A 19,656-nucleotide genomic window follows, 5' to 3' on the forward strand; every position below is an offset into this window, starting at 1 on the left:
GAGGTGGATGACAGGATGGGGGCATGACGCACCACCTCCCGCCTGTGGCCATCCTCGGAGCCGGTTCGATGGGAGGTGCGATCGCGCAGGGCCTCGCGCGATCCGGTCAGGCCGTGTCGGTCACGGTCACCAACCGCACCGCCGCGAAGGCGCGCGAACTCGACGGACTCGACACGGTGACGAGCGTTGCGCTCGCGGATGTTCCGTCGGCGAACACGGATGCCGCGGCATCCGCTGACATCGTCCTCGTCGGTGTGAAGCCGGCCATGGTCCCCGACCTCCTGCGGGAGATCGCCGAGTCCCTGCGGCCGGGGACGATCGTCGTCAGCCTGGCGGCAGGAGTGACGATCGAGACCTTCGAGACGATCGTCGGTCCCGACGTCCCCGTCATCCGCTCCATGCCGAACACTCCCGCCGTCGTGGGAAAGGCTGTCACCGGCCTCGCCGCGGGGTCATCTGCGTCGCCCGAGAACGTCGCTCTCGTTCGTCGATTGTTCGAGACGTGCGGGGTCGTCATCGAGGTGCCCGAGGGGCAGATCGACGCGCTCTCGACGATTTCGGGATCCGGCCCCGCCTACGTCTTCCTGCTGGTCGAAGCGCTCACCGAAGCCGCCCGTGGCAAGGGATTCGAGGAAGCCGACGCGCGCCTCATGGCGGAGCAGACCTTCATCGGGGCGACCGCACTCCTGGCCGCGAGTGGCGAGGACCCGGCCGAGCTCCGACGCCGCGTCACGAGCCCCAAGGGCACGACCGAGCGCGCCATCGGAGTCCTGCAGACGGGCAACCTCGACGGCTTGTTCTCGCAGGCGACGGATGCCGCCCTGTCCCGCGCCCGCGAGCTCGCGACCGGCGTCTGACGAGGGTCAGGCCTCGCCGAGGGTGAGGTCTTCGGCCGTCGTCCGCTCGCTGAGGTCCGCGGTGTGGTCTGCCCGGACCACGAGGTGGCGGAGGGCGAACAGGAGCGCAGCGCCGAGTGCGGCCGATACCGCCGCGGCGGCATAGGGCGCCCCGACTCCGAACACCGCGAGGGCGGTGCCGACGGGTGCGCCGATTGCTCCTCCGAAGAATCGGAAGCCCGAGTAGGCCGAGCTGGCGACGGCTCGAGGCAGTGTGGTCGCCTCCATGGCGGCCTCGGTGAGGATCGTGTTCACGGCTCCGATCTCGATGCCGAGGAGGACGACGCACACGACGAGCAGCGGACGCGACCCCGCGCTCAGCGCTGCGGCGACGTGGGTCGCGGCGAAGGCGACGAGGAACCAGAACAGGACCCACACGACCGAGTACCGCCGCGTCAGTCGGGGCGCGATGAGGACGCCCGCGATGGCCAGGCCGATGCCGAACCCCATCATCACGAGGCCGATGCCGACGGCCGGCAGCTCCAGGGCGTAGGGCGTGTACGAGAGGGTGACGAAGAAGCCGGCGTTGTAGAGGAAGGCGACGACACTGATGGCGAGCAGCCCGCGGTCGGCGAAGGCCCGGAACGGTGCGCTGACCGAGCTTCGCTGTGCGGCGAGTCCGCGGTCACGGACGAGGACGAGGAGCGCCGCGACGCCGACGGCGAAGAGGGATGCCGTGCCCCAGAAGGGTGCGAACCAGCCGATCTGTCCGAGCAGTCCGCCGAGGAGCGGGCCGACCGCGAGGCCGATTCCGAGTGCCGCCTCGTAGAAGACGACGGCGTGCTCGCTGCGTCCACCGGATGCCGAGACGATCGAGGCGAGGGCGGTGGAGAGGAAGAGGGCGTTGCCGAGACCCCAGACGGCTCGGAAGCCGATCAGTTCACCCACGTTGGTCGACAGAGCGCACCCGATGGCCGCGAGCGCGATCACCGCGAGCCCGAGGATCATGACCGCGCGGGTGCCGATCCGTGTCGACAGCCAGCTCGTGAAGAACATGGCCGACGCGGTCACGGCGAGGTAGCTCGTGAACAGCAGCGACGTCTGCACCGGCGTCGCATCCAGATCGGCTGCGACGGTGGGGAGGATAGGGCCGACGAGGCCGATCCCCATGAACGCGACCATCGCGGCGAAAGCGATCGCCCAGACGGCGGGCGGCTGCGACAGGAGTCGCTGCTGTTCGGGCTCCGCGCGTGTCACGGAGGAGGTCGGGACGGTTCCGGTGTCGAGGGCGGTCATTCCTCATATGCTACACCGATGTTTTACCAGTGAATTAACTTCGTCCACGTCGCTAGAGTGGAATGGTGACCGACCCCGCCGACCTGATCGACCGCATCCGAGCCGCCTGGGCGTCGACGATGCCCGAGATCGACACGTCGCCGGTCGACGTGTGGGGGCGCCTCAACCGCACGAGCACGCTGGCCACGGCGCAGATCGAGCGCCTGCTCACGGAGAGCGGGGTCTCGCGGTCGGAGTTCGACGTGCTCTGCGCCTTGGCGCGGACCGGCCGGCCGCTCCGCGCCAGCGAGGTCACGGCCGAGACGATGCTCAGCGGTGCCGCCACGACCAAGCTCACGAGCCGGCTCGAATCCGCGGGGCTCATCAGAAGAGAGCGTTCCGACCGCGACGGTCGTGCCGTGCAGCTGTCGTTGACGGATGCCGGTCGTCACCTCGTCGAGCGCGAGATGCCCCGCGCACTCGCACACGATGCGCGACTGCTCGACGGGTTCAGCGACGACGAGCAGCAGGTGCTCGCCGGTCTGCTCGCCCGCCTGCTCGCGAACGCGCAGCGCGAGGCCTGATCCGGATCAACGCCGCCGGATCAGCGGTCGAGCGAGGCGAATCGCTCGATGTCGGAGTTCGTCCCCGACACGATGATGAGGTCGTGGTTGGTGACGACGGTGGTCGCCTCCGCATAGCGGAAGGGCTTACCGGGGCTCTTCACGCCGACGACGGTGACGTTGTACTTCGAGCGGACGCCCGACTCGTTGAGGCCGACGCCGCGGATGAAGCGCGGCGGGTACATCTTGGCGAGGACGAAGTCGTCGTCGAAGCGGATGAAGTCGAGCATCCGGCCGCTGACGAGGTGCGCGACGCGCTCACCGGCTTCGCGCTCGGGGTAGATGACGTGGTTGGCGCCGACTCGGGCGAGGATCTTGCCGTGCGACTGCGAGACCGCTTTCGCCCAGATCTGCGGGACCTTGAGGTCGACGAGGTTCGCCGTGATGAGGACGGACGCCTCGATGGACGACCCGACGGCGACGACGGCGACCTGGAAGTCCTGCGCGCCGATCTGCTTCAGCGCCTCGATGTTGCGCGCGTCGGCCTGCACGGCGTGCGTGACGCGCTCGGACCACTTCTGCACAAGGTCGAGACTGTCGTCGATCGCGAGCACGTCGCGATCGAGTCGGTCGAGCTCGCCCGCGCACGCGGCGCCGAAGCGACCGAGTCCGATGACGAGGACGGGCGAATCGCTGCGCAACTGCTCAACCAACGATGGGCCTTTCCACGGGCAGCGCATAGTGCTGCGTTCGGCTGGTCGCGGCCACCGCCGCGGCGAGTGTCACTGTACCAACGCGCCCCATGAACATCGTGACGGCCATGACGAAGACGGCGGGGTCGGGGAGCTCCTGCGTGAGTCCGGTCGACAGCCCCACGGTCGCGAAGCCCGACACGACGTCGAAGAGGACCTCGTCGAGCGGCGCCCTCGTCAGATGCGCGATCGTGATGGTCGACAGCGCGACGATCGTGGCACCCCAGGCGACGACGGAGAGGGCGACCCGCTGAACGTCGCTCGGGATGCGGCGGCCGAACACCGAGACGCTCGGGCGGCCCTTGGCCTCGGACCAGACCGCGAGCGCCAGGACGGCGAGTGTCGTCACCTTGATGCCACCGGCCGTCGAGGCCGAGCCGCCGCCGACGAACATGAGCATCGATCCCACGACGAGGGAGGACTCGTGCATCTCGCCGATGTCGATGATCGAGAACCCGCCGGACCGCGTCATCGCAGAGAGGAACAGGGCCTGGAAGGTCGTGTCCCAGGCATCCAGTGTTCCGAAGGTCTTCGGGTTGCCGTATTCGAGGATGACGAAGGAGAGCGCCCCCACGAAGAACAGGACGACCGTCGTGATGAGCGTGAGCTTGACGTGAAGCGACCACCGGCGCACGTGCCAGTGGTGCTTCCACAGCGCGTAGATGACGGGGAAGCCGATCGAGCCGAGGAAGACACCCGCCATGAGGATGCTGAGGAGCAGGTAGTTCTGCGCGAACGGCGCGAGGCCCTCGGCGTTCGGAGCGAAGCCGGTGTTGGTGAACGCCATCGCCGAGTAGTAGGGCGCTTCCCACAGCGCCGTGAGCGGATCGACGCCGCTGGCGAGGAGCGTCGGATACAGCAGGACGGCGAGTGCGGCCTCGATGACGAGCGTCGACAGTGCGACGGTCGCGAGTAGCTGGCCGACCTCGCCGAGGCGGACGGCCTGACCTTCGTTCACGGGTCCGCCGTGGGCGCGCATGGGGTTGCTGTCGCCGGCGGCGAGGAGCTTGGCGCGTAGGCCCAGGCGCTTCGAGATGACGAGGCCGAGGATCGATGCGAGGGTCAGCACGCCGAGCGCGCCGACGTTGACGCCGATGAAGACGAGGACGTGACCGAGCGGCGACCAGTGCGTCGCCATGTCGACCGTCGCGAGGCCTGTGACGCAGATCGTCGAGACGGCCGTGAACAGAGCGTCCGGTAGGGGCGTCACGCGGCCGTCGGAGGCCATGATCGGCAGCGAGAACAGCGCCGTGAAGAGCAGGATCAGGGCAGAGAAGATGAGGACGGCGAAACGGGATGGGGATGCGGTGGCGAGATCGCGCATCGCCGAGAAAGCGCGTCGATACCACGCCGGTCCGCCCCGCTGGGCGCGCTCGTCGACGGCTAAGCCCGTCATCCGCGCCCCTTCCTGATTCGGATCGTTGTCATGGTACTCCCGCGCGCGGGGCGGGCTAACCTAATGCCATGGCGGACATCTTCGACGTGATCGCCGACGGCACCCGTCGGGACATCCTCCAGCTCCTGCGCGAACGCGGGGCCTCCGGGGAGAAGGGGACGAGCGTCTCGCAGATCGTCACCGCCCTGGGAGTCAGCCAGCCGACGGTGTCGAAGCACCTGAAAGTACTGCGAGAGGCATCCCTCGTCTCGGTCCGCGAAGACGGCCAGCACCGGTACTACAGCCTGTCGCCCGAGCCGCTCGACGTCGTCGACGACTGGTTGTTCCCCTTCTTCGCCCTCGACGACGACGGCCTCGCCGCCGCGACGGGCCTGACCGAGAGCGCCGCCCACGCCGCCGATGTGGTCGGGCGCGCGGCCGCCTCGGCGAAGCACGCTGTCGCGAGCGTCTTCAACAAGCTGCCGGGCCGCTGAGTCCTCGCTCGGCCCCACGAGTCACACAGGTTTACACGCGTCCCAGCGACCCCCTAATGTGGAGGAATTCGCGGGGGATGAAAAATTCAAAGGGGACACACATGTCGGACATCTCGGATGTGCGCTTTCTCACGGTTGCAGAGGTCGCTGACCTCATGCGCGTCTCGAAGATGACCGTCTATCGACTCGTCCACTCGGGCGAGCTCCCGGCCGTGCGCTTCGGCCGCAGCTATCGTGTCCCCGAATCCGCGGTCACCGCAGCCCTGCAACGTCCCATCGCTGACGTCGGCTAGACTGATCCGAGGCATTTTTTCCGTTCTGCCGTTCCCGGACGCCGACACCGGGCGTCCAGACCCCTACTTAGTGAGGTTTACCGTGGGTTCAGTCATCAAGAAGCGCCGCAAGCGCATGGCGAAGAAGAAGCACCGCAAGCTGCTTCGCAAGACCCGCCACCAGCGCCGCAACAAGAAGTAAGCGGCACCGCACACAAGCGCCCCCGACCGGTTCGCCGGTCGTCGGGGCGCTTCGTGTTGCGTCCGTGAGGTGCATTCCCGAGGGAGAATGGATGCCGTGACCGCACTCACCCTCATCTCCAAACCGGACTGCCACCTCTGCGACGTCGCGCGCGAGATCGTCGACTCCGTCGTCGCCGACCTCCCCGAAGGCCAGGTGGACGTCGAGGAGCTGTCGATCGCCGATGACCCCGCCCTCTACGCGACCTGGTGGGAGAAGATCCCCGTCGTGTTGATCGACGGTGACCTGCACGCGCACTGGCGGCTCTCGGCCGACCGGCTGCGGACGGCTCTCAGCGCGAAGGCCACGGCATGATCCGTCACGTGGTGATCTGGAAGATGGCGGCGGACGATGCCGAGACGCGGGCCGCGCACGCCGCCGAGGTCGTGCGACTGCTCGAAGGACTCATGGGTGTCGTGCCGGCGATCCGTTCGCTCACCGTCGGCGGGAACGTCGCTGCTCCTGAGGTCAACGCGGATGTCGCGCTCGTCATCGACCTCGATGATCTCGACGCGCTCGAGGCCTACCAGAAGCATCCCGCCCACCAGGAGGTCGCCGCCTACATCCGCCGCGTGACCGGTGATCGGATGGCCGTCGACTTCACCGTCTGACGCGAGGCGTCAGGGCGAGGTCGCGCGCGTCGACGCGACAACGGGGACCGGGGTGACGGCGATTCGCACCCGCTCGCCGAACTCGAGGCGTTCGGCCGCGGGGTGCTGCATGCGCACCAGGGCTCCGTCGTCGGTGCGGACGAGCGAGCGGCGGATGCTGCCGAGGAACGTGCTCTCCTCGACGACGGCCCCGATGCCTAGCCCGGCCCCGACCAGCCGGACGTGCTCGGGGCGGAGGAGGACGTCGACCTCTCCGTCGGGCACCGTGGTCTGAGCCGGCATCTTCGTGCCCCACACCGTGACGGCGCCGCCGGAGGCGACACCGGGAACCGAGCTCGACAGGCCGATGAACGCGGCCACGCGCGGTGTCGCCGGGCGCAGGTAGAGCTCCTCGGGGGTGCCGATCTGCTCAATGCGACCGGCGTCCATGACGGCGATCCGATCCGAAACCGCGAGGGCCTCCTCCTGGTCGTGCGTGACGAACACGGTCGTCGTACCAAGGCGCAATTGGATGCGGCGGATCTCGTCGCGCAGCTGCACGCGGACCTTCGCGTCGAGCGCAGACAGCGGCTCGTCGAGGAGCAGGACGCGGGGCTCGGTGACGAGCGCCCGCGCCAGCGCGACGCGCTGCTGCTGGCCGCCCGACAGCTGGTGCGGATAGCGATCCGCGAGGTGGTCGAGGCCGACGAGCTCGAGAGCCTCGCCCGCCCGTCGACGTGACGTTCGGGCATCCACTCGCCGCCGCCGGAGGCCGAAGGCGACGTTGTCGAGCACGCGGAGGTGCGGGAAGAGCGAGTAGGCCTGGAAGACCATGCCGATGTCGCGCTTGTTCGTCGGCGTCCTCGAGACGTCGGTGCCCCCGAACGACACGGTGCCGGCCGTCGCCTCCTCGAGCCCGGAGATCACCCGGAGCGCGGTCGTCTTTCCGCATCCGGACGGACCCAGCAGCGAGACGAATTCGCCCGGGGCGATGTCGAGGTCGACGCCGTGCAGTACCCGCGTGGCGCCGTAGTCCTTGACGATTCCGCGCAACGCGACGCGCGTGCCGTCACCCGCAGCAGCGAGAAGGTGGTTGTCGGCGGTGCGGGGCAGCGCCCGGGCGCCAGCTGTCGCGTCGATGGTCATGGAGTGTTCCTTCCGGCGCCGACGCGTCCCGCGCGGCCGATGATGAGCAGGAGGGTGAAGGCGAAGGCGAGTGCCAGCAGCGTGAAGATCGCGGAGGCCCAGGCATCCTGCTTGTTGATGAGGACGAGCCCCGTCTGCAGCACCTGACGATTCAGGAGCGACGCGATCGTGAACTCGCCGAGGACGACGGCGACGGTGATGAGGGATGCCGCCAGCAGCCCTTGCCGCAGGTTCGGCGCGATGACGCGCAGCAGCACGGTCGGCCAGCTCGCTCCCAGTGTGCGTGCCGCTTCGGCGAGCGTCCGGAGGTCGACGGCGTCGATGGAAGCCTGGATCGAGCGGTAGGCGAACGGGAGGACCACGATGCCGTACGCGAAGGCGAGCGTCCAGGCCCCGGTGCCGAGGGTCCGCCCGATCGTCAGGTAGATCGGCGCGAGGCCGACGACCAGGACGATCGCGGGGATCGTGATCGGCAGGAGGGCGAGGAACTCGAATGCCCGACGCATGCCGGGAAAACGCAGGGTGACGAGCACCATCGTCGGGGCGAGGACGACCAGCACGATGGCGACCGTGACGACCGCGAGGATGAGCGAGTTGACCAGTCCGGTCCAGACCGGGCGGTAGGCCGCAGCTCGGGTGGGATCGAACAGTGCCGCCCAGCGGTCGAGTGTGAGCGAACCGTCCGCTGCGGTCAGGGTGAACAGCAGCGTCGCGACGAAGGGGACCGCGAACACCGCACCGACGAGGATGCCGATGACCCACCGCGTCGTGCGGGAGGGGGCGAGGGGCGACCGGCTCATGCCTGCCACCTCGATGCGCGTCGCTGGACGAGGCTGTAGACGAGCATCGCTGCGGCGACGACGAGCACCATGCCGAGCGCGAGCGAACCGGCGAGGTTCTCGCGGCCCAGCACGGTCTCACTCGTGAGGGCGGTGCGGATCTGCAGCGGCACGATCGACGAGCCCTGGCTTGCGAGGGCTGCCGCGGTCGCGTACGACGAGAACGCGTTCGTGAACAGGAGCAGGAAGCTCGCGAGGAAAGACGGTGCGAGGACGGGAAGGCCGACGTGGGCCCAGAAGCCGGCTCGCGTGCCGCCGAGTGTCAGGTGCGCCTCCGCCCACTGGGGGCGAAGGGCGGCGAGGGCGGGCATGAACGTGATGACCATGAGCGGCACCTGGAAGATGATGTACGCCGGGATGAGACCGGGGAGCGCGTAGATCCAGGCGCCGTCGGAGAAGATGTCGATTCCGAGCACATCGGACAGCAGGCGGGTGATGACCCCCTGCGTGCCGAGGGTCGCGACCATGACGAAAGCGAGCATCACGCCGCCGAACTGGGCGAGGACGCCGGATGCCGCGTCCACCGACGCGCGGATCGCACCCGTTTCGGGCAGTCCCAGCATCGCGAAGCAGACGAGCGCGCCTACCGCGGCCCCGATCGCCGCGGTAAGCAGCGACACCCAGGTCGAGTTCCAGAAGGTGGCGGTGATCACAGGATCGACGAGGGCTGTGACGTTGTCCCATGTGAAGGCACCGGCGCCATCCTGGAAACCCGTGACGACCGCGAGGATCGTCGGGAGGAGGAGGAAGAGCGCGAGGTAGGCGAGGAACGGGACGAGCCCCAGCCACGCCCACCCGATACGCCGGGAGCGGGGGAGCGGGGAGCCCGTGATCGGGCTCCCCGCAGGTGCGACGGTGGTCACTGGACCGCGGCCGCCCATTCCTTGCCGAGCAGCGTGCCGGCCTTCGTCGACTGGTCCTCGGTCGGGACGACCGTGTCGGCGGGCGCCTTCGGCAGCTTGGCGGCGAGGTCGGCGTCGATCGTTCCGGCCGTCGTCATCGCCTCCATCCGGACGGGACGTGCGCCGCCCTTCAGCCAGAGGTTCTGCACCTCGTCGCTGTAGAGGAACTCCTGCCACAGACGTGCGGCGGCAGGATGCGGGGCGTCGGCGTTGATGGCCTGGTTGTAGTAACCCGCGTATCCGACGCCGTCGAAGACGACCGTCTTCCAGGTGGGGACGTCGGCCGTGTGCGCGGCGTTGAGGTAGTCCCAGTCGAAGACGACCGGCGTCTCACCGCTGGCGACGGTCGCGCTCGTGACATCGAGCTTGAGCATGTTGCCGGCCTTGTCGAGCTTCGAGAAGAAGTCGATCCCGGGCTGGAAGTCATCGAGCTTGCCGCCCGACTGCACGGTCGCGAGGCCCACCGCCGCGAAGGCGGCGCCGGCCTGGGTCGGGTCGCCGTTGATGGCGACCGAGCCGCGGAACTTCTCGCCGAGGAGGTCGGTGAGCTGGGTGGGCGCTTCGAACTTCGCAGAGTCGTAGCCGACCGACATGTACCCGCCGTAGTCGCCGACGAAGAGCCCCGTCGGCTCCTTGAGCTCAGCCGGGATGTCGTCCCAGGTCTGCACCTTGTAGGGCGCGAAACGGTCGGTGTTCTGGAGGGCGACGGTCAGCCCGAGGTCGAAGACGTCCGGCGCGGTGTCGAGGCCCTCGTTCGTCTTGGCGGCCGTGATCTCCTCGGCGCTCGAGAAGTCGGGCGACTGCTCGGTGATGGCGATCTCCGGGTAGCGCTGGGCGAACAGATCGAGGATCTCGCCGTAGTTCGCCCAGTCGCGGGGAAGGGCGATGACGTTCAGAGCGCCCTCGGCCTTCGCGGCCTCTTCGAGCTTGGCGAACCCGCCGAGGTCGCTCACGCTCTTCGCCGTGGCCGCGGCGGGCTTCTCGCCGGAGGCGTTCTCGGCGCCGGTGGCGCAACCGGCCAGGGACAGTGCGGCGATCGTGGTGATGGCGAGTACGGCGGCTCGCCGCCGGGACATGCGGGACATGCGGTTCCTCTCGGGTGCTCCAGCGTGCGCGGGCTCGCGACACTGGGGGGACGAGGGGAAGCTACGGCCGGCCGGTGACCCGCGGGCCCCCGGCACGTGAACGAGCGGTGACGCTACGTCGACGGCTCCGGGTCGTCCTCGCGGAGGACGGGGATCGCGTTCGTGAAGGTGTTCGCGCGCCGCTCCGCCTCGGCGCTACCGGTGAACAGGCCGTCGCTCGTCGGTGTCGGATCTGTCCGAGGCCGCGAGGCGGGGGCCGCGGCATCCGTCATCAGGACACGCTGCACGGGAAGCGCCTGCGGCAGGGACTCCTGCACCCACGCGACCATGGCCTCGCGGACGAGGCAGCGGAGGTCGAAGAGCGTCGGTGCGTCCTTCGCCGTGACGAGGATGCGGACGCGCACGTAACCCGCCACGGCGTCGGTCACCTGCAGCACAGCCGTCCGGCCGTCCCAGAGCTCGGTCCGCTCGACCACTCGGCGGAGCTCTGTCCGCATGAGGGCGGGGGAGACGTTCCAGTCGAGGTCCATCTCGACCGCGCCGAGGAGCTCGGACCCCCGCCGGGTCCAGTTCTCGAACGGGGTGGTCGTGAAGTAGGTGCAGGGGAGCACGAGGCGCCGGTCGTCCCAGAGGTCGAGGACGACGTAGCTCAGAGTGATCTCGCCGACCCGACCCCACTCGCCCTCGGCGACGACGACGTCGTCGACCCGCAGCGCGTCGCTGAAGACGATCTGCAGACCCGCGAAGACGTTCGCCAGCACGGACTGGGCGGCGAGGCCCGCCACGACCGATGCGATTCCGGCCGACGCGAGCACGCTCGCACCGATGGCGCGCACCGAGTCGAAGGTGAGGAGGACGGCGCCGATCCCGATCACGATGATGATCGCGATCGCGAGGCGTCTGACGACGAGGGTCTGCGTCCGGATGCGGCGCGCCACCCGGTTGTCGGGCACATCGATCCGATATCGACCGAGTGCGACGTCTGTCGCGACGACCACGAGCGAGGCGAGGAGCCACGCGCTCGCCGCGATGATCAGGATCGTGAGGATCTGACCGAGGATGCCGCGCCACGTCTCATCGGGGAAGGCCACCCGGACGGCGACCCAGAAGGCCACCGCGAGCAGCAGCATCCGGAAGGGGGCGCGCGACTGCCGGCTGAGGACACCTGCCCATCGACGGCGGCGGGCGACGACTGCCAGCGCGATCGTCGCAACGACGGCCACGACGGTCGCCGCCGCGATGCCGATGAGTACCGCGACACCGAAGTCGATCCAGCGATCCCACATGAGGCTCACCCTTCTGTCGAAGAGTCAGCCACGATACGGCGACGGATGAGCGGATGCCGAACCGTCGCCGCGCGACGGGCGTGTCCCGTCTTACGGTGCCAGGCGGGTCGGGCCGCGGAAGAGGTAGGTGACCTCGCGGATCGACTCCTGGCCGAGCAGCAGCATGAGCACGCGCGCGAGGCCCATGCCGAAACCGCCGTGCGGCGGGGCGCCGAAGCGGAAGAAGTCGAGGTAGAAGTCGAGGTGCTCGGGGTCGAGACCCTTCTCCTTCGCCTGCTCGATCAGGACGTCGACCCGGTGCTCGCGCTGCGCGCCGGTCGTGATCTCGACGCCGTTGAACAGCAGATCGTACGACTTCGTCAGCCCGGTCTCCTCGTCGCGCATGTGGTAGAAAGCGCGGATCGCGGGGTGGTAATCGGTGATGAAGACGAACTGGTGACCGTAGGTCTCCTGCACGTGGGCCGCGATCTGACGCTCGCCCTCGGGGTCGAGGTCGCCGTCGGTACGGGGGATCTCGTAGCCGCGGGCCGCGACGATCTCGCGCGCCTCGGCGAGCGGGATCCGCGGGAAGGGCAGCTCGGGGACCACCACGTCGATGTCGAACAGGGCCTTGATCTCGTCGCCGTGCTTGTCGGCGACGGCGCGGATCGCGGTCTGCAGGAGCTCTTCCTGCATCTTCGCGACGTCCTCATGCGAGTCGATCCAGCTGATCTCGGCGTCGATCGAGGTGAACTCGGTCGCGTGGCGCGATGTGAAGGAGGGGTCGGCGCGGAAGGCGGGGGCGATCTCGAAGATCTTGCCGAAGCCGGCGACCTGAGCCATCTGCTTGAAGAACTGCGGGCTCTGCGCGAGGTACGCCGTCTTGTCTTCGAAGTACGGGACCTCGAAGAGCTCGGCGTTGGACTCCGACGGCGAGGCCATGAGCTTCGGGGAGTGGACCTCGATGTAGTCGCGCTCCACCCAGTAACTGCGCATCGCGTGCTCGAGGGTGGTCTGGACGCGGAAGACGAGGTTGTTGCGACGCTGGCGCAGGTCGATGAAGCGCCAGTCCATGCGCTTGTCGAGGCCGGAGTCCGCGGCGATCGGCGTCTCGGGCAGGGCCGCGGCGGCGATGTCGAGGGCGGCGAGTTTGATCTCGACGCCGCCGAGCTTGACGCGCTCGTCGTGCTTGAGCTCGCCGGTCGCGGTGAGGAAGGTGCCGGTCGACAGGTTCGAGATGAGATCCGTCAGCGCCAGGGCCGCGGCATCCTGCTCACTGCCGTCCTCGGCGGGACGCGTCGCGGGGTTCACCAGCTGCACCGCGCCGGTCTCGTCGCGCAGGATGACGAACTGCACCTTCTTCTGATCGCGGACGGTCTCGACCCATCCGGAGATCGTGACGGGACCGTCTTCACGGGACTGCAATTGCTCGACAAGGGTGCGTTCGCTCACGGGGGGAGAGTCTACGCGGCACCCAGGTGGCGCCGATCCTCGCAACTTAGGCTGGGTGGCCCAGGGGGCCCGGCCGGGCATCCGATCACCGAGCGCGAAAGAGCACCCGATGACCGCAGCGAACGCCTCTTCTTCTTCCGGGGACGGATCTTGGCTCTCCGCGATCGCGGACTGGGTCGTTTCTCTGATGGACCTCATCGGTCCCCCCGGCGCAGCCGTCGCCGTCGGTCTCGACAATCTCTTCCCGCCCATCCCGAGCGAGGTCATCCTGCCGCTGGCCGGGCTCGCTGCGTCGCGCGGGTCGTTCACCCTCGCCGAGGCGATCGGGTGGACGACGTTCGGGTCGGTGTTCGGCGCCTACATCCTCTACGTCCTCGGGCGCGTGCTCGGCGCGGATCGACTCACCCGGATCGCCGACAGGATCCCCCTCGTGAAGGGGGAGGACATCACGAAGACCGTCGCCTGGTTCGAACGACACGGCGCCGTGGCCGTGTTCTTCGGGCGCATGGTCCCGCTCTTTCGGAGCCTCATCTCGATCCCGGCGGGGGTTTCGAAGATGCCCTGGTGGAAGTTCGGGCTCCTGACGACCGCCGGAAGCCTCATCTGGAACTCGATCTTCGTGCTCGCGGGATTCTTCCTCGGCGAGAACTGGCACGTCGTCGAGCAGTACGCGGGCATCTTGCAGAACATCGTCCTCGTCGTCGTCGCTGTCCTCGTGGTCTGGTTCCTCGTCGTCCGCATCCGCGCCGCCGTGCGCGGCAGGCGGGAGTCGACCGAGGATGCCGCGGGCTGACACCCGCTCGCAGCCTGCGCTCAGGCCCTGCATAGAACCCCCTCACGTAGACTGAAGGGGTGCCCGCTGCCCGTCTCCATCTCGTGCGCCACGGGGAAGTCCATAACCCTGAGCGCGTGCTCTACGGACGGTTGCCGGGCTTCCACCTGAGCGACGACGGCCGCGGCATGGCCCGCGCCGCCGCTGAGCATCTGAAGGCACAGGGCCGCCCGGTCCGCTCCCTCGTCTCCTCGCCGCTCGAGCGTGCGCGCGAGTCCGCCGCACCGATCGCAGAGCTGTTCGGCCTGTCTCCGGTGATCGACGCCCGCGTGCTCGAGCCGACCAATATCTTCGAAGGCAAGCGGATGCGGAGTGCCCTCCGTAACCCCCTGAACTGGTGGCATCTGCGCACACCGGCGCTGCCGAGCTGGGGCGAGGCGTATCTCGAGGTCGTCGAGCGCATGGAGGCCGCGATGCGCGACGCCTGGAACCGCACTCCTTCCGGTGACGCCGTGATCGTCTCCCACCAGCTGCCCATCTGGATCACGCACCTCTCCGTCGCGGGGCTCCCCCTCCGGCACGACCCGCGTCGTCGCCGCTGCGAGCTGTCGAGCATCACGAGCTTCGAGCTCGACGGTGACGTCTGGCGCGAGGTCGAGTACGCCGAGCCGGCCGCCACCGCAGGCGCCGTGGATGTGGGGGCGGTATGAAGCGCCGCATCCTCGCGGCCGTGGCCGCCGTGACGCTGGCCGTGGGGCTCTCGGCGTGCGCAAGCGAGAACGACAACCTCTCCGACCTGTACCGCGAAGGCAACACGCAGGGCTTCATCTCCAGCGATGGTCGGGTCGAAACGATCCCGGCCGCCAAGCGCGGCGAGGCGCTTTCGTTCAGCGGCACGGGCGTCGACGGCTCGACGGTGTCGAGCACGGACTTCGCGGGCGACGTCCTCGTGCTCAACTTCTGGTACGCCGCGTGCGGCCCGTGCCGGGCGGAAGCGCCGGTGCTCGAGCAGACCTTCCAGGACACGAAGGATGACGGTGCGCACTTCCTCGGCGTCAACATCTATGACGGTCCCGAGCAGGCGACGTCGTTCGACGAGACCTACAAGATCACCTATCCGTCGATCCTCGCCCGCGGCGACGTCGATCTGAAGCTCGCCTTCGCGGACTGGACCTCGCTGCAGGCCGCCCCGACGACGCTCATCGTGGATCGCAAGGGGAGGGTCGCCGCGCGTCTGTTCGGCCAGTTGCCCGATGCCACGACGCTTCGCGACCTCGTCGACGACGCCCTCGCGGAGAAGGGATGAACCCCGGCTCGATCGTGATGGACGGGTCTCTGTGGATCGCGATCCCGATCGCCGCTCTCGCCGGTCTCGTCTCCTTCCTCTCGCCGTGCGTGCTGCCCCTCGTCCCGGGCTACCTCGGGTTCCTCGGCGGTGCGGTCGCGCCGCGTGAGCCGCGCACACGATCGACGGATGCCGCGGCCACCGGCACTGCCACGCGCGTCCGCGCCGAGGCTCCGCCGCGAGGCCGCCTCATGCTCGGCGTCGCCCTGTTCATCGCCGGGTTCACCGTCGTGTTCTTGGCCTTCGGGGTCTTCGCCGGCGTGCTCGGCCGGGTCTACATCGAGTACCAGGACCTCATCACGCGCGTCCTCGGCGCCGTCGTCATCGCCCTCGGTCTCGTCTTCATCGGCGTCTTCGGGTTCGCGCAGAAGATCTACCGCCCGCAGCTCAAGCAGAACCTCGGCCTCGTCGGCGCTCCGCTTCTGGGCATCGCGATGGGCGTCGGCTGGGCGCCGTGCATCGGTCCCACCTTCGCGGCGATCCTCACGATGGCCTACAGTCAGGCCGATCCGTTGCGTGCCGGAACGCTGGCCGTGGCGTACTCGCTCGGCCTCGGCATCCCGTTCGTCCTGATCGCGCTCGGTGCGGGCTGGGCGACCCGTTCGGTCGCCTTCGTGCGGCGCCACATCCGCACCGTCAACATCATCGGCGGCGTCCTCCTGGTCGCACTCGGTGTGCTGATGGTGACGGGTGTGTGGACCGCTCTCATGTCAGCCTTCCAGGGGGTGGTGGCCGGTGTCCCGACGTTCCTCTGAGGATTCCGTCAGCGAGACGGTCGACGGTCCGCTCCGGCCGAACGACCACCTCGATCAGACCGGCCAGACCGACCAGCCGGGCGACGACGGCGGATCCGCCTCCGCCTTCTCCGGTGGGCAGCCCGTACTCGGCGTGGTCGGCTGGCTCCGATGGGGCTGGCGTCAGCTGACGAGCATGCGGACGGCGCTCGTCCTGCTGCTGTTGCTCGCGATCGCTGCGATCCCCGGCTCGCTCGTCCCGCAGCGAAGCGCCGACCCGAACGGCGTCACGCAGTGGCGGGCCACGAACCCCGACCTGTACCCCACGTTCGAGACGCTCCAGCTCTTCGACGTGTACTCGTCGGTGTGGTTCTCGGCGATCTACATCCTGCTCTTCATCTCGCTCATCGGGTGCGTCCTGCCGCGCACCAAGCACCACTGGAAGGCGCTCCGCGCCCGTCCGCCACGCACCCCGGCACGCCTGTCCCGACTGACCGATCATCGCGAGACGACGGCCGGCGTACCCGAGGGCGAGGATGCCGCCGGTCACGCCGCGCATGCCGTCGACCTCGCGGAGGCGCAGCTGCGCTCTGCCCGCTACCGCGTCGAACGCTACGACCGGGGCGGCGTCGCCTCGGTTTCGGCCGAACGCGGCTACCTCCGCGAGACCGGGAACCTGATCTTCCACGGCGCCCTCGTGGGCGTGCTGATCTCCGTCGGCATCGGCGGCGGGTTCACCTACACGGGGCAGACGGTCATCACCGAGGGGGATGGGTTCGTCAACTCCCTCGGCCTCGGCTACACCTCGTTCAACCCGGGTCGCTTCGTCGACACCGAGGCGCTGACTCCGTACTCGATCAGCCTCGACCGCTTCGACGTGACCTACGCCAAACCGGGCACTCCGGGATCCGGTCAGGCGGGGGACTTCGAGGCCCATGTCACGACGCGCTTCCCGGGTCAAGAAGCCGAGGACCAGGTCATCGAGGTCAACCACCCGATCACGATGGCGGGTGACCGTGTCTACCTGATGGGCAACGGCTACGCGCCAACCATCACGGTGAGAAACCGCGCCGGTACCGTCGTGTTCAGCGAGGCGGTGCCGTTCCTGCCGCAGAGCCCTACCATGACTTCGCAGGGCGTCGTGAAGGTCCCCGACACGGGCGGCAAGCAGCTCGGGCTCGTGGGCTTCTTCTACCCGACCGTCGCGAAGCTCCCGAGCGGCGCGCTCACGTCGGCTTACGGCGACCTCGTCGATCCTCGCCTGACGTTCTTCGTCTACGAGGGAGACCTCGGCATCAACAACGGCGATGCTCGGTCGGTGTACGCCCTCGACACCGACGGCATGACCGAGATCGCCGGCCGGAACGCCGACACCCCTTCGCTCGAGCTCTCCCCGGGCCAGACGGTCGACCTCCCGGGCGGACGCGGCACCGTCACGTTCGAGGACGAGACGAAGAACGGCGCACCGGAATCCGTGAAGCGCTACGTCTCGCTGTCGATCCACAACGACTCGAGCGCTCCGTGGGTCCTATTCTTCGCGATCCTCTCGCTCCTCGGTCTGTTCACGGCGCTGTTCGTCCCTCGGCGACGCATGTGGGTGAAGGCGACGCCGGACGGCGACGACGTGCGGATCGAGTACGCGGGGCTCGCCAGAGGCGAGGACCCCGCGATCGGGGTCGCGGTGGCCGACCTCGCGGAGCGTCACGGCAAGGCGCTCGGTGACGAACCGGCATCCGCCCCCGCCACCCCCGCGAACGTAAACTGAATTCACCCACTTCTTGCGAAGGACTCCACATGTCGTTCGATGACATCTCCGTGCTGCTGCTGTGGACCGCGATCGCGATCTACACGCTCGGCTTCCTCGCGTTCACCGTCGACCTCGCCCGCCGCTCCGAGCTGGCGATCGCGGCGCAGGACGCCAAGGCGCGCACTCTCGTCGCCGCGGGTGGTGGCGGCCAGTCCATCGAGGACATCCGCGCGGAGGAGGCCGCCGCGAAGATCGCCCTCGAGGCGGCGCCGTCGAAGCGTGGACGCTACCTGTTCGCCCGCCTCGGTGTCGTGCTCACGACGATCGGCTTCCTCTTCCACGTGGGCGCCGACGTCACGCGCGGGATCGCCGCCGGTCGGGTGCCGTGGTCGAACAACTACGAGTTCGCCCTTACAGGCACGCTGCTCGTCGTCATGGTGTTCCTCACCGTGCTGGTCAAGTACGACCTACGCTTCCTCGGGGCCTTCATCAACGGCCTCATCGTCATCCTCCTCGGCGGCGCCGCACTGGCGTACTACGTCGAGGTCGTCCCGCTCTCCGACCCGCTGAAGAGCGTCTGGCTCGTCATCCATGTGTTCGTCGCGTCGCTGGCCTCGGCCTTCTTCGCGCTCGCGTTCGCCCTGTCGGTCGTGCAGCTGCTGCAGTCCCGTCGCGAGCGCAACGCCCTCGCCGCGGTGGGGACGGATGCCGCGCCGCGCACGCGCCTGCCCTTCCTCCGCACGCTGCCGAGCGCAGAGGTGCTCGAGTCCCTCGCCTACCGGTTCGCGATCATCGGCTTCGTCCTCTGGACGTTCACCCTCATCGCCGGTGCGATCTGGGCCAACGACGCGTGGGGCCGGTACTGGGGCTTCGACACGAAGGAAGTCTGGACGTTCGTCATCTGGGTCGTCTACGCCGGGTACATCCACGCTCGTGCGACGCGTGGTTGGCGCGGCACCCGATCGGCCTGGCTGTCGATCGTCGGCTTCACCGCGGTGATCTTCAATTTCACGATCGTCAACCAGTTCTTCCAGGGCCTGCACTCCTACAGCGGCCTGCCCAGCTGAGCCGGTGATGCACATCCCCGCCACCGTCGTGACCTACCCCGACGGGGAGCTCACCGGCACGACCACCGTAGTGCACACCGTTCCGCTCGAGGACGGCCGCGTCGGCGTCGTCCTCGACCGCACGCCGTTCCACCCCGTCGACACCGCGTGGCCCGATCAGCCCGCCGACAGGGGCGTGCTTCGCACCTCCCACGGTGACGTCGTCGTCGTCGAGATCCGCACGGGCGGAGTCCACGAGGGTGAGCTACTCGTGGGCGATGACCTCCCGGTGCGCATGGGCACGGACGGCTGGATGTTCGTGGTCGTCCACGTCGTCGACGGTTCCGCTCCCGCCGTCGGAGAGAGCGTCGAGGCGCACGTCGACGCCGAGCTCCGCGCGGCGCTGTCGGCCGGCCACACGGCCTGCCACCTCGCCTCCCTCGCGCTGGACGCCGCGCTCGCCGATGCGTGGACGAAGGACGTGCCGACGGATGCCGCGGGTCGCCCCGCGTTCGACATGCTCGCCATCCAGACTTCGCGGATCACCGAGTACGGCTCGACCGATGTCTACCGGGTCGGCAAGTCGCTCCGGAAGAAAGGTTTCGATCCCGCCGCTCTCGCTGACCTGCCGTCGATCGAGGAGCGTGCGAACGCGACGCTCGCCTCTTGGGCCGGCGCGGCCGGCGCCATCGTCATCCACCGTGACGACCAGACTCTGGCGGGACGGCGGTCCTGGCGCTGCGAGCTTCCCGAGGGGGCGGTGGAGCTGCCCTGCGGCGGCACGCACCTGACGTCGCTCGCGGACATCGACGAGATGACGGTGTCGCTGGAATCGAGCGAGGTGCCCGGTGGCATCGAGCTCATCATGACCACGTCGATCCGCGTCACCCGCTGAGCCCCACGCGCACGGCGGCGGCTCAGCGGG

23 protein-coding genes are annotated in these 19,656 nt (G+C 68.8%); 14 read left to right on the forward strand and 9 right to left on the reverse strand.

Going from position 1 to position 19,656, the window contains the following annotated elements; all coding sequences use genetic code 11:
• Positions 1-23: 23 nt before the first annotated feature.
• A complete protein-coding gene (gene proC / locus MO1_RS02270; RefSeq protein WP_060915107.1) occupies positions 24-857 on the forward strand; it encodes a pyrroline-5-carboxylate reductase in 834 nt (277 codons plus the stop codon).
• Positions 858-863: 6 nt separating this feature from the next.
• On the opposite strand, the gene MO1_RS02275 is transcribed toward proC, so the two are convergent.
• Positions 864-2,132 (reverse strand): MFS transporter, encoded by a 1,269-nt coding sequence (locus tag MO1_RS02275; protein WP_036310227.1) that lies wholly within the window; start codon positions 2,130-2,132, stop codon positions 864-866.
• A gap of 62 nt (positions 2,133-2,194) precedes the next feature.
• On the opposite strand from MO1_RS02275, the gene MO1_RS02280 reads away from it, so the two are divergent.
• Entirely contained in the window at positions 2,195-2,695 is a 501-nt protein-coding gene (locus tag MO1_RS02280; RefSeq protein WP_036310226.1) for a MarR family winged helix-turn-helix transcriptional regulator, read from the forward strand.
• A 20-nt stretch (positions 2,696-2,715) separates the two neighbouring features.
• On the opposite strand, the gene MO1_RS02285 is transcribed toward MO1_RS02280, so the two are convergent.
• Positions 2,716-3,387 (reverse strand): potassium channel family protein, encoded by a 672-nt coding sequence (locus tag MO1_RS02285; protein WP_036310225.1) that lies wholly within the window; start codon positions 3,385-3,387, stop codon positions 2,716-2,718.
• Positions 3,380-4,822, reverse strand: coding sequence for a TrkH family potassium uptake protein (locus MO1_RS02290; RefSeq protein WP_060915108.1), 1,443 nt, complete (start codon positions 4,820-4,822; stop codon positions 3,380-3,382). Before MO1_RS02290 ends, MO1_RS02285 begins: the two co-directional genes overlap by 8 nt.
• A 68-nt stretch (positions 4,823-4,890) precedes the next feature.
• Here MO1_RS02290 and MO1_RS02295 point away from each other — a divergent pair, with 68 nt between their 5' ends.
• The 5 genes from MO1_RS02295 (at position 4,891) to MO1_RS02310 (ending at position 6,419) form a co-directional block, all read left to right on the forward strand.
• On the forward strand, positions 4,891-5,295 hold the full coding sequence (locus MO1_RS02295) for an ArsR/SmtB family transcription factor (RefSeq protein WP_060915109.1): 405 nt from the start codon (positions 4,891-4,893) through the stop codon (positions 5,293-5,295).
• A gap of 101 nt (positions 5,296-5,396) precedes the next feature.
• Positions 5,397-5,588, forward strand: a complete 192-nt coding sequence (locus MO1_RS02300) for a helix-turn-helix domain-containing protein (protein WP_036310216.1) — start codon at positions 5,397-5,399, stop codon at positions 5,586-5,588.
• Between the two features lie 82 nt (positions 5,589-5,670).
• Entirely contained in the window at positions 5,671-5,769 is a 99-nt protein-coding gene (locus MO1_RS14410; protein WP_003792170.1) for a 30S ribosomal protein bS22, read from the forward strand.
• A 96-nt stretch (positions 5,770-5,865) separates the two neighbouring features.
• Positions 5,866-6,123 (forward strand): glutaredoxin family protein, encoded by a 258-nt coding sequence (locus tag MO1_RS02305; protein ID WP_081416964.1) that lies wholly within the window; start codon positions 5,866-5,868, stop codon positions 6,121-6,123.
• On the forward strand, positions 6,120-6,419 hold the full coding sequence (locus MO1_RS02310; protein WP_036310211.1) for a Dabb family protein: 300 nt from the start codon (positions 6,120-6,122) through the stop codon (positions 6,417-6,419). Before MO1_RS02305 ends, MO1_RS02310 begins: the two co-directional genes overlap by 4 nt.
• Before the next feature lie 9 nt (positions 6,420-6,428).
• On the opposite strand, the gene MO1_RS02315 is transcribed toward MO1_RS02310, so the two are convergent.
• The 6 genes from MO1_RS02315 to aspS form a co-directional block, all read right to left on the reverse strand.
• Positions 6,429-7,544, reverse strand: coding sequence for an ABC transporter ATP-binding protein (locus tag MO1_RS02315; protein ID WP_060915110.1), 1,116 nt, complete (start codon positions 7,542-7,544; stop codon positions 6,429-6,431).
• Complete coding sequence (locus MO1_RS02320; RefSeq protein ID WP_060915111.1) at positions 7,541-8,344, reverse strand: ABC transporter permease; 804 nt, start codon at positions 8,342-8,344, stop codon at positions 7,541-7,543. Before MO1_RS02320 ends, MO1_RS02315 begins: the two co-directional genes overlap by 4 nt.
• On the reverse strand, positions 8,341-9,246 hold the full coding sequence (locus MO1_RS02325; protein ID WP_370670631.1) for an ABC transporter permease: 906 nt from the start codon (positions 9,244-9,246) through the stop codon (positions 8,341-8,343). The genes MO1_RS02320 and MO1_RS02325 overlap by 4 nt, the downstream gene beginning before the upstream one ends.
• On the reverse strand, positions 9,243-10,370 hold the full coding sequence (locus MO1_RS02330; protein WP_036310200.1) for an ABC transporter substrate-binding protein: 1,128 nt from the start codon (positions 10,368-10,370) through the stop codon (positions 9,243-9,245). The genes MO1_RS02325 and MO1_RS02330 overlap by 4 nt, the downstream gene beginning before the upstream one ends.
• Positions 10,371-10,483: 113 nt before the next feature.
• On the reverse strand, positions 10,484-11,656 hold the full coding sequence (locus MO1_RS02335) for a mechanosensitive ion channel family protein (RefSeq protein WP_036310199.1): 1,173 nt from the start codon (positions 11,654-11,656) through the stop codon (positions 10,484-10,486).
• Positions 11,657-11,746: 90 nt separating this feature from the next.
• Positions 11,747-13,087, reverse strand: a complete 1,341-nt coding sequence (gene aspS, locus MO1_RS02340) for an aspartate--tRNA(Asn) ligase (RefSeq protein WP_036310198.1) — start codon at positions 13,085-13,087, stop codon at positions 11,747-11,749.
• Between the two features lie 109 nt (positions 13,088-13,196).
• Between aspS and MO1_RS02345 the strand changes: the two genes are divergently transcribed.
• The 7 genes from MO1_RS02345 to MO1_RS02375 are packed head-to-tail and all read left to right on the forward strand — an operon-like array spanning position 13,197 to position 19,626.
• Positions 13,197-13,880, forward strand: a complete 684-nt coding sequence (locus MO1_RS02345) for a DedA family protein (protein ID WP_036310195.1) — start codon at positions 13,197-13,199, stop codon at positions 13,878-13,880.
• Between the two features lie 59 nt (positions 13,881-13,939).
• On the forward strand, positions 13,940-14,569 hold the full coding sequence (locus MO1_RS02350; RefSeq protein ID WP_036310194.1) for a histidine phosphatase family protein: 630 nt from the start codon (positions 13,940-13,942) through the stop codon (positions 14,567-14,569).
• Positions 14,566-15,165, forward strand: a complete 600-nt coding sequence (locus MO1_RS02355) for a TlpA family protein disulfide reductase (RefSeq protein ID WP_060915113.1) — start codon at positions 14,566-14,568, stop codon at positions 15,163-15,165. Before MO1_RS02350 ends, MO1_RS02355 begins: the two co-directional genes overlap by 4 nt.
• Positions 15,162-15,959 (forward strand): cytochrome c biogenesis CcdA family protein, encoded by a 798-nt coding sequence (locus tag MO1_RS02360; RefSeq protein ID WP_036310192.1) that lies wholly within the window; start codon positions 15,162-15,164, stop codon positions 15,957-15,959. Before MO1_RS02355 ends, MO1_RS02360 begins: the two co-directional genes overlap by 4 nt.
• Positions 15,940-17,703, forward strand: coding sequence for a cytochrome c biogenesis protein ResB (gene resB / locus MO1_RS02365; protein ID WP_036310191.1), 1,764 nt, complete (start codon positions 15,940-15,942; stop codon positions 17,701-17,703). The genes MO1_RS02360 and resB overlap by 20 nt, the downstream gene beginning before the upstream one ends.
• A 29-nt stretch (positions 17,704-17,732) precedes the next feature.
• The gene (gene ccsB / locus MO1_RS02370; RefSeq protein WP_036310190.1) at positions 17,733-18,752 is read left to right on the forward strand and encodes a c-type cytochrome biogenesis protein CcsB; all 1,020 of its coding nucleotides are present in this window, start codon (positions 17,733-17,735) and stop codon (positions 18,750-18,752) included.
• Positions 18,753-18,759: 7 nt separating this feature from the next.
• Entirely contained in the window at positions 18,760-19,626 is an 867-nt protein-coding gene (locus MO1_RS02375) for an alanyl-tRNA editing protein (protein ID WP_060915114.1), read from the forward strand.
• Positions 19,627-19,656 lie beyond the last annotated feature (30 nt).

It is taken from the genome of Microbacterium oleivorans NBRC 103075, from assembly GCF_001552475.1.
Classification (GTDB): Bacteria; Actinomycetota; Actinomycetes; order Actinomycetales; family Microbacteriaceae; genus Microbacterium; species Microbacterium oleivorans.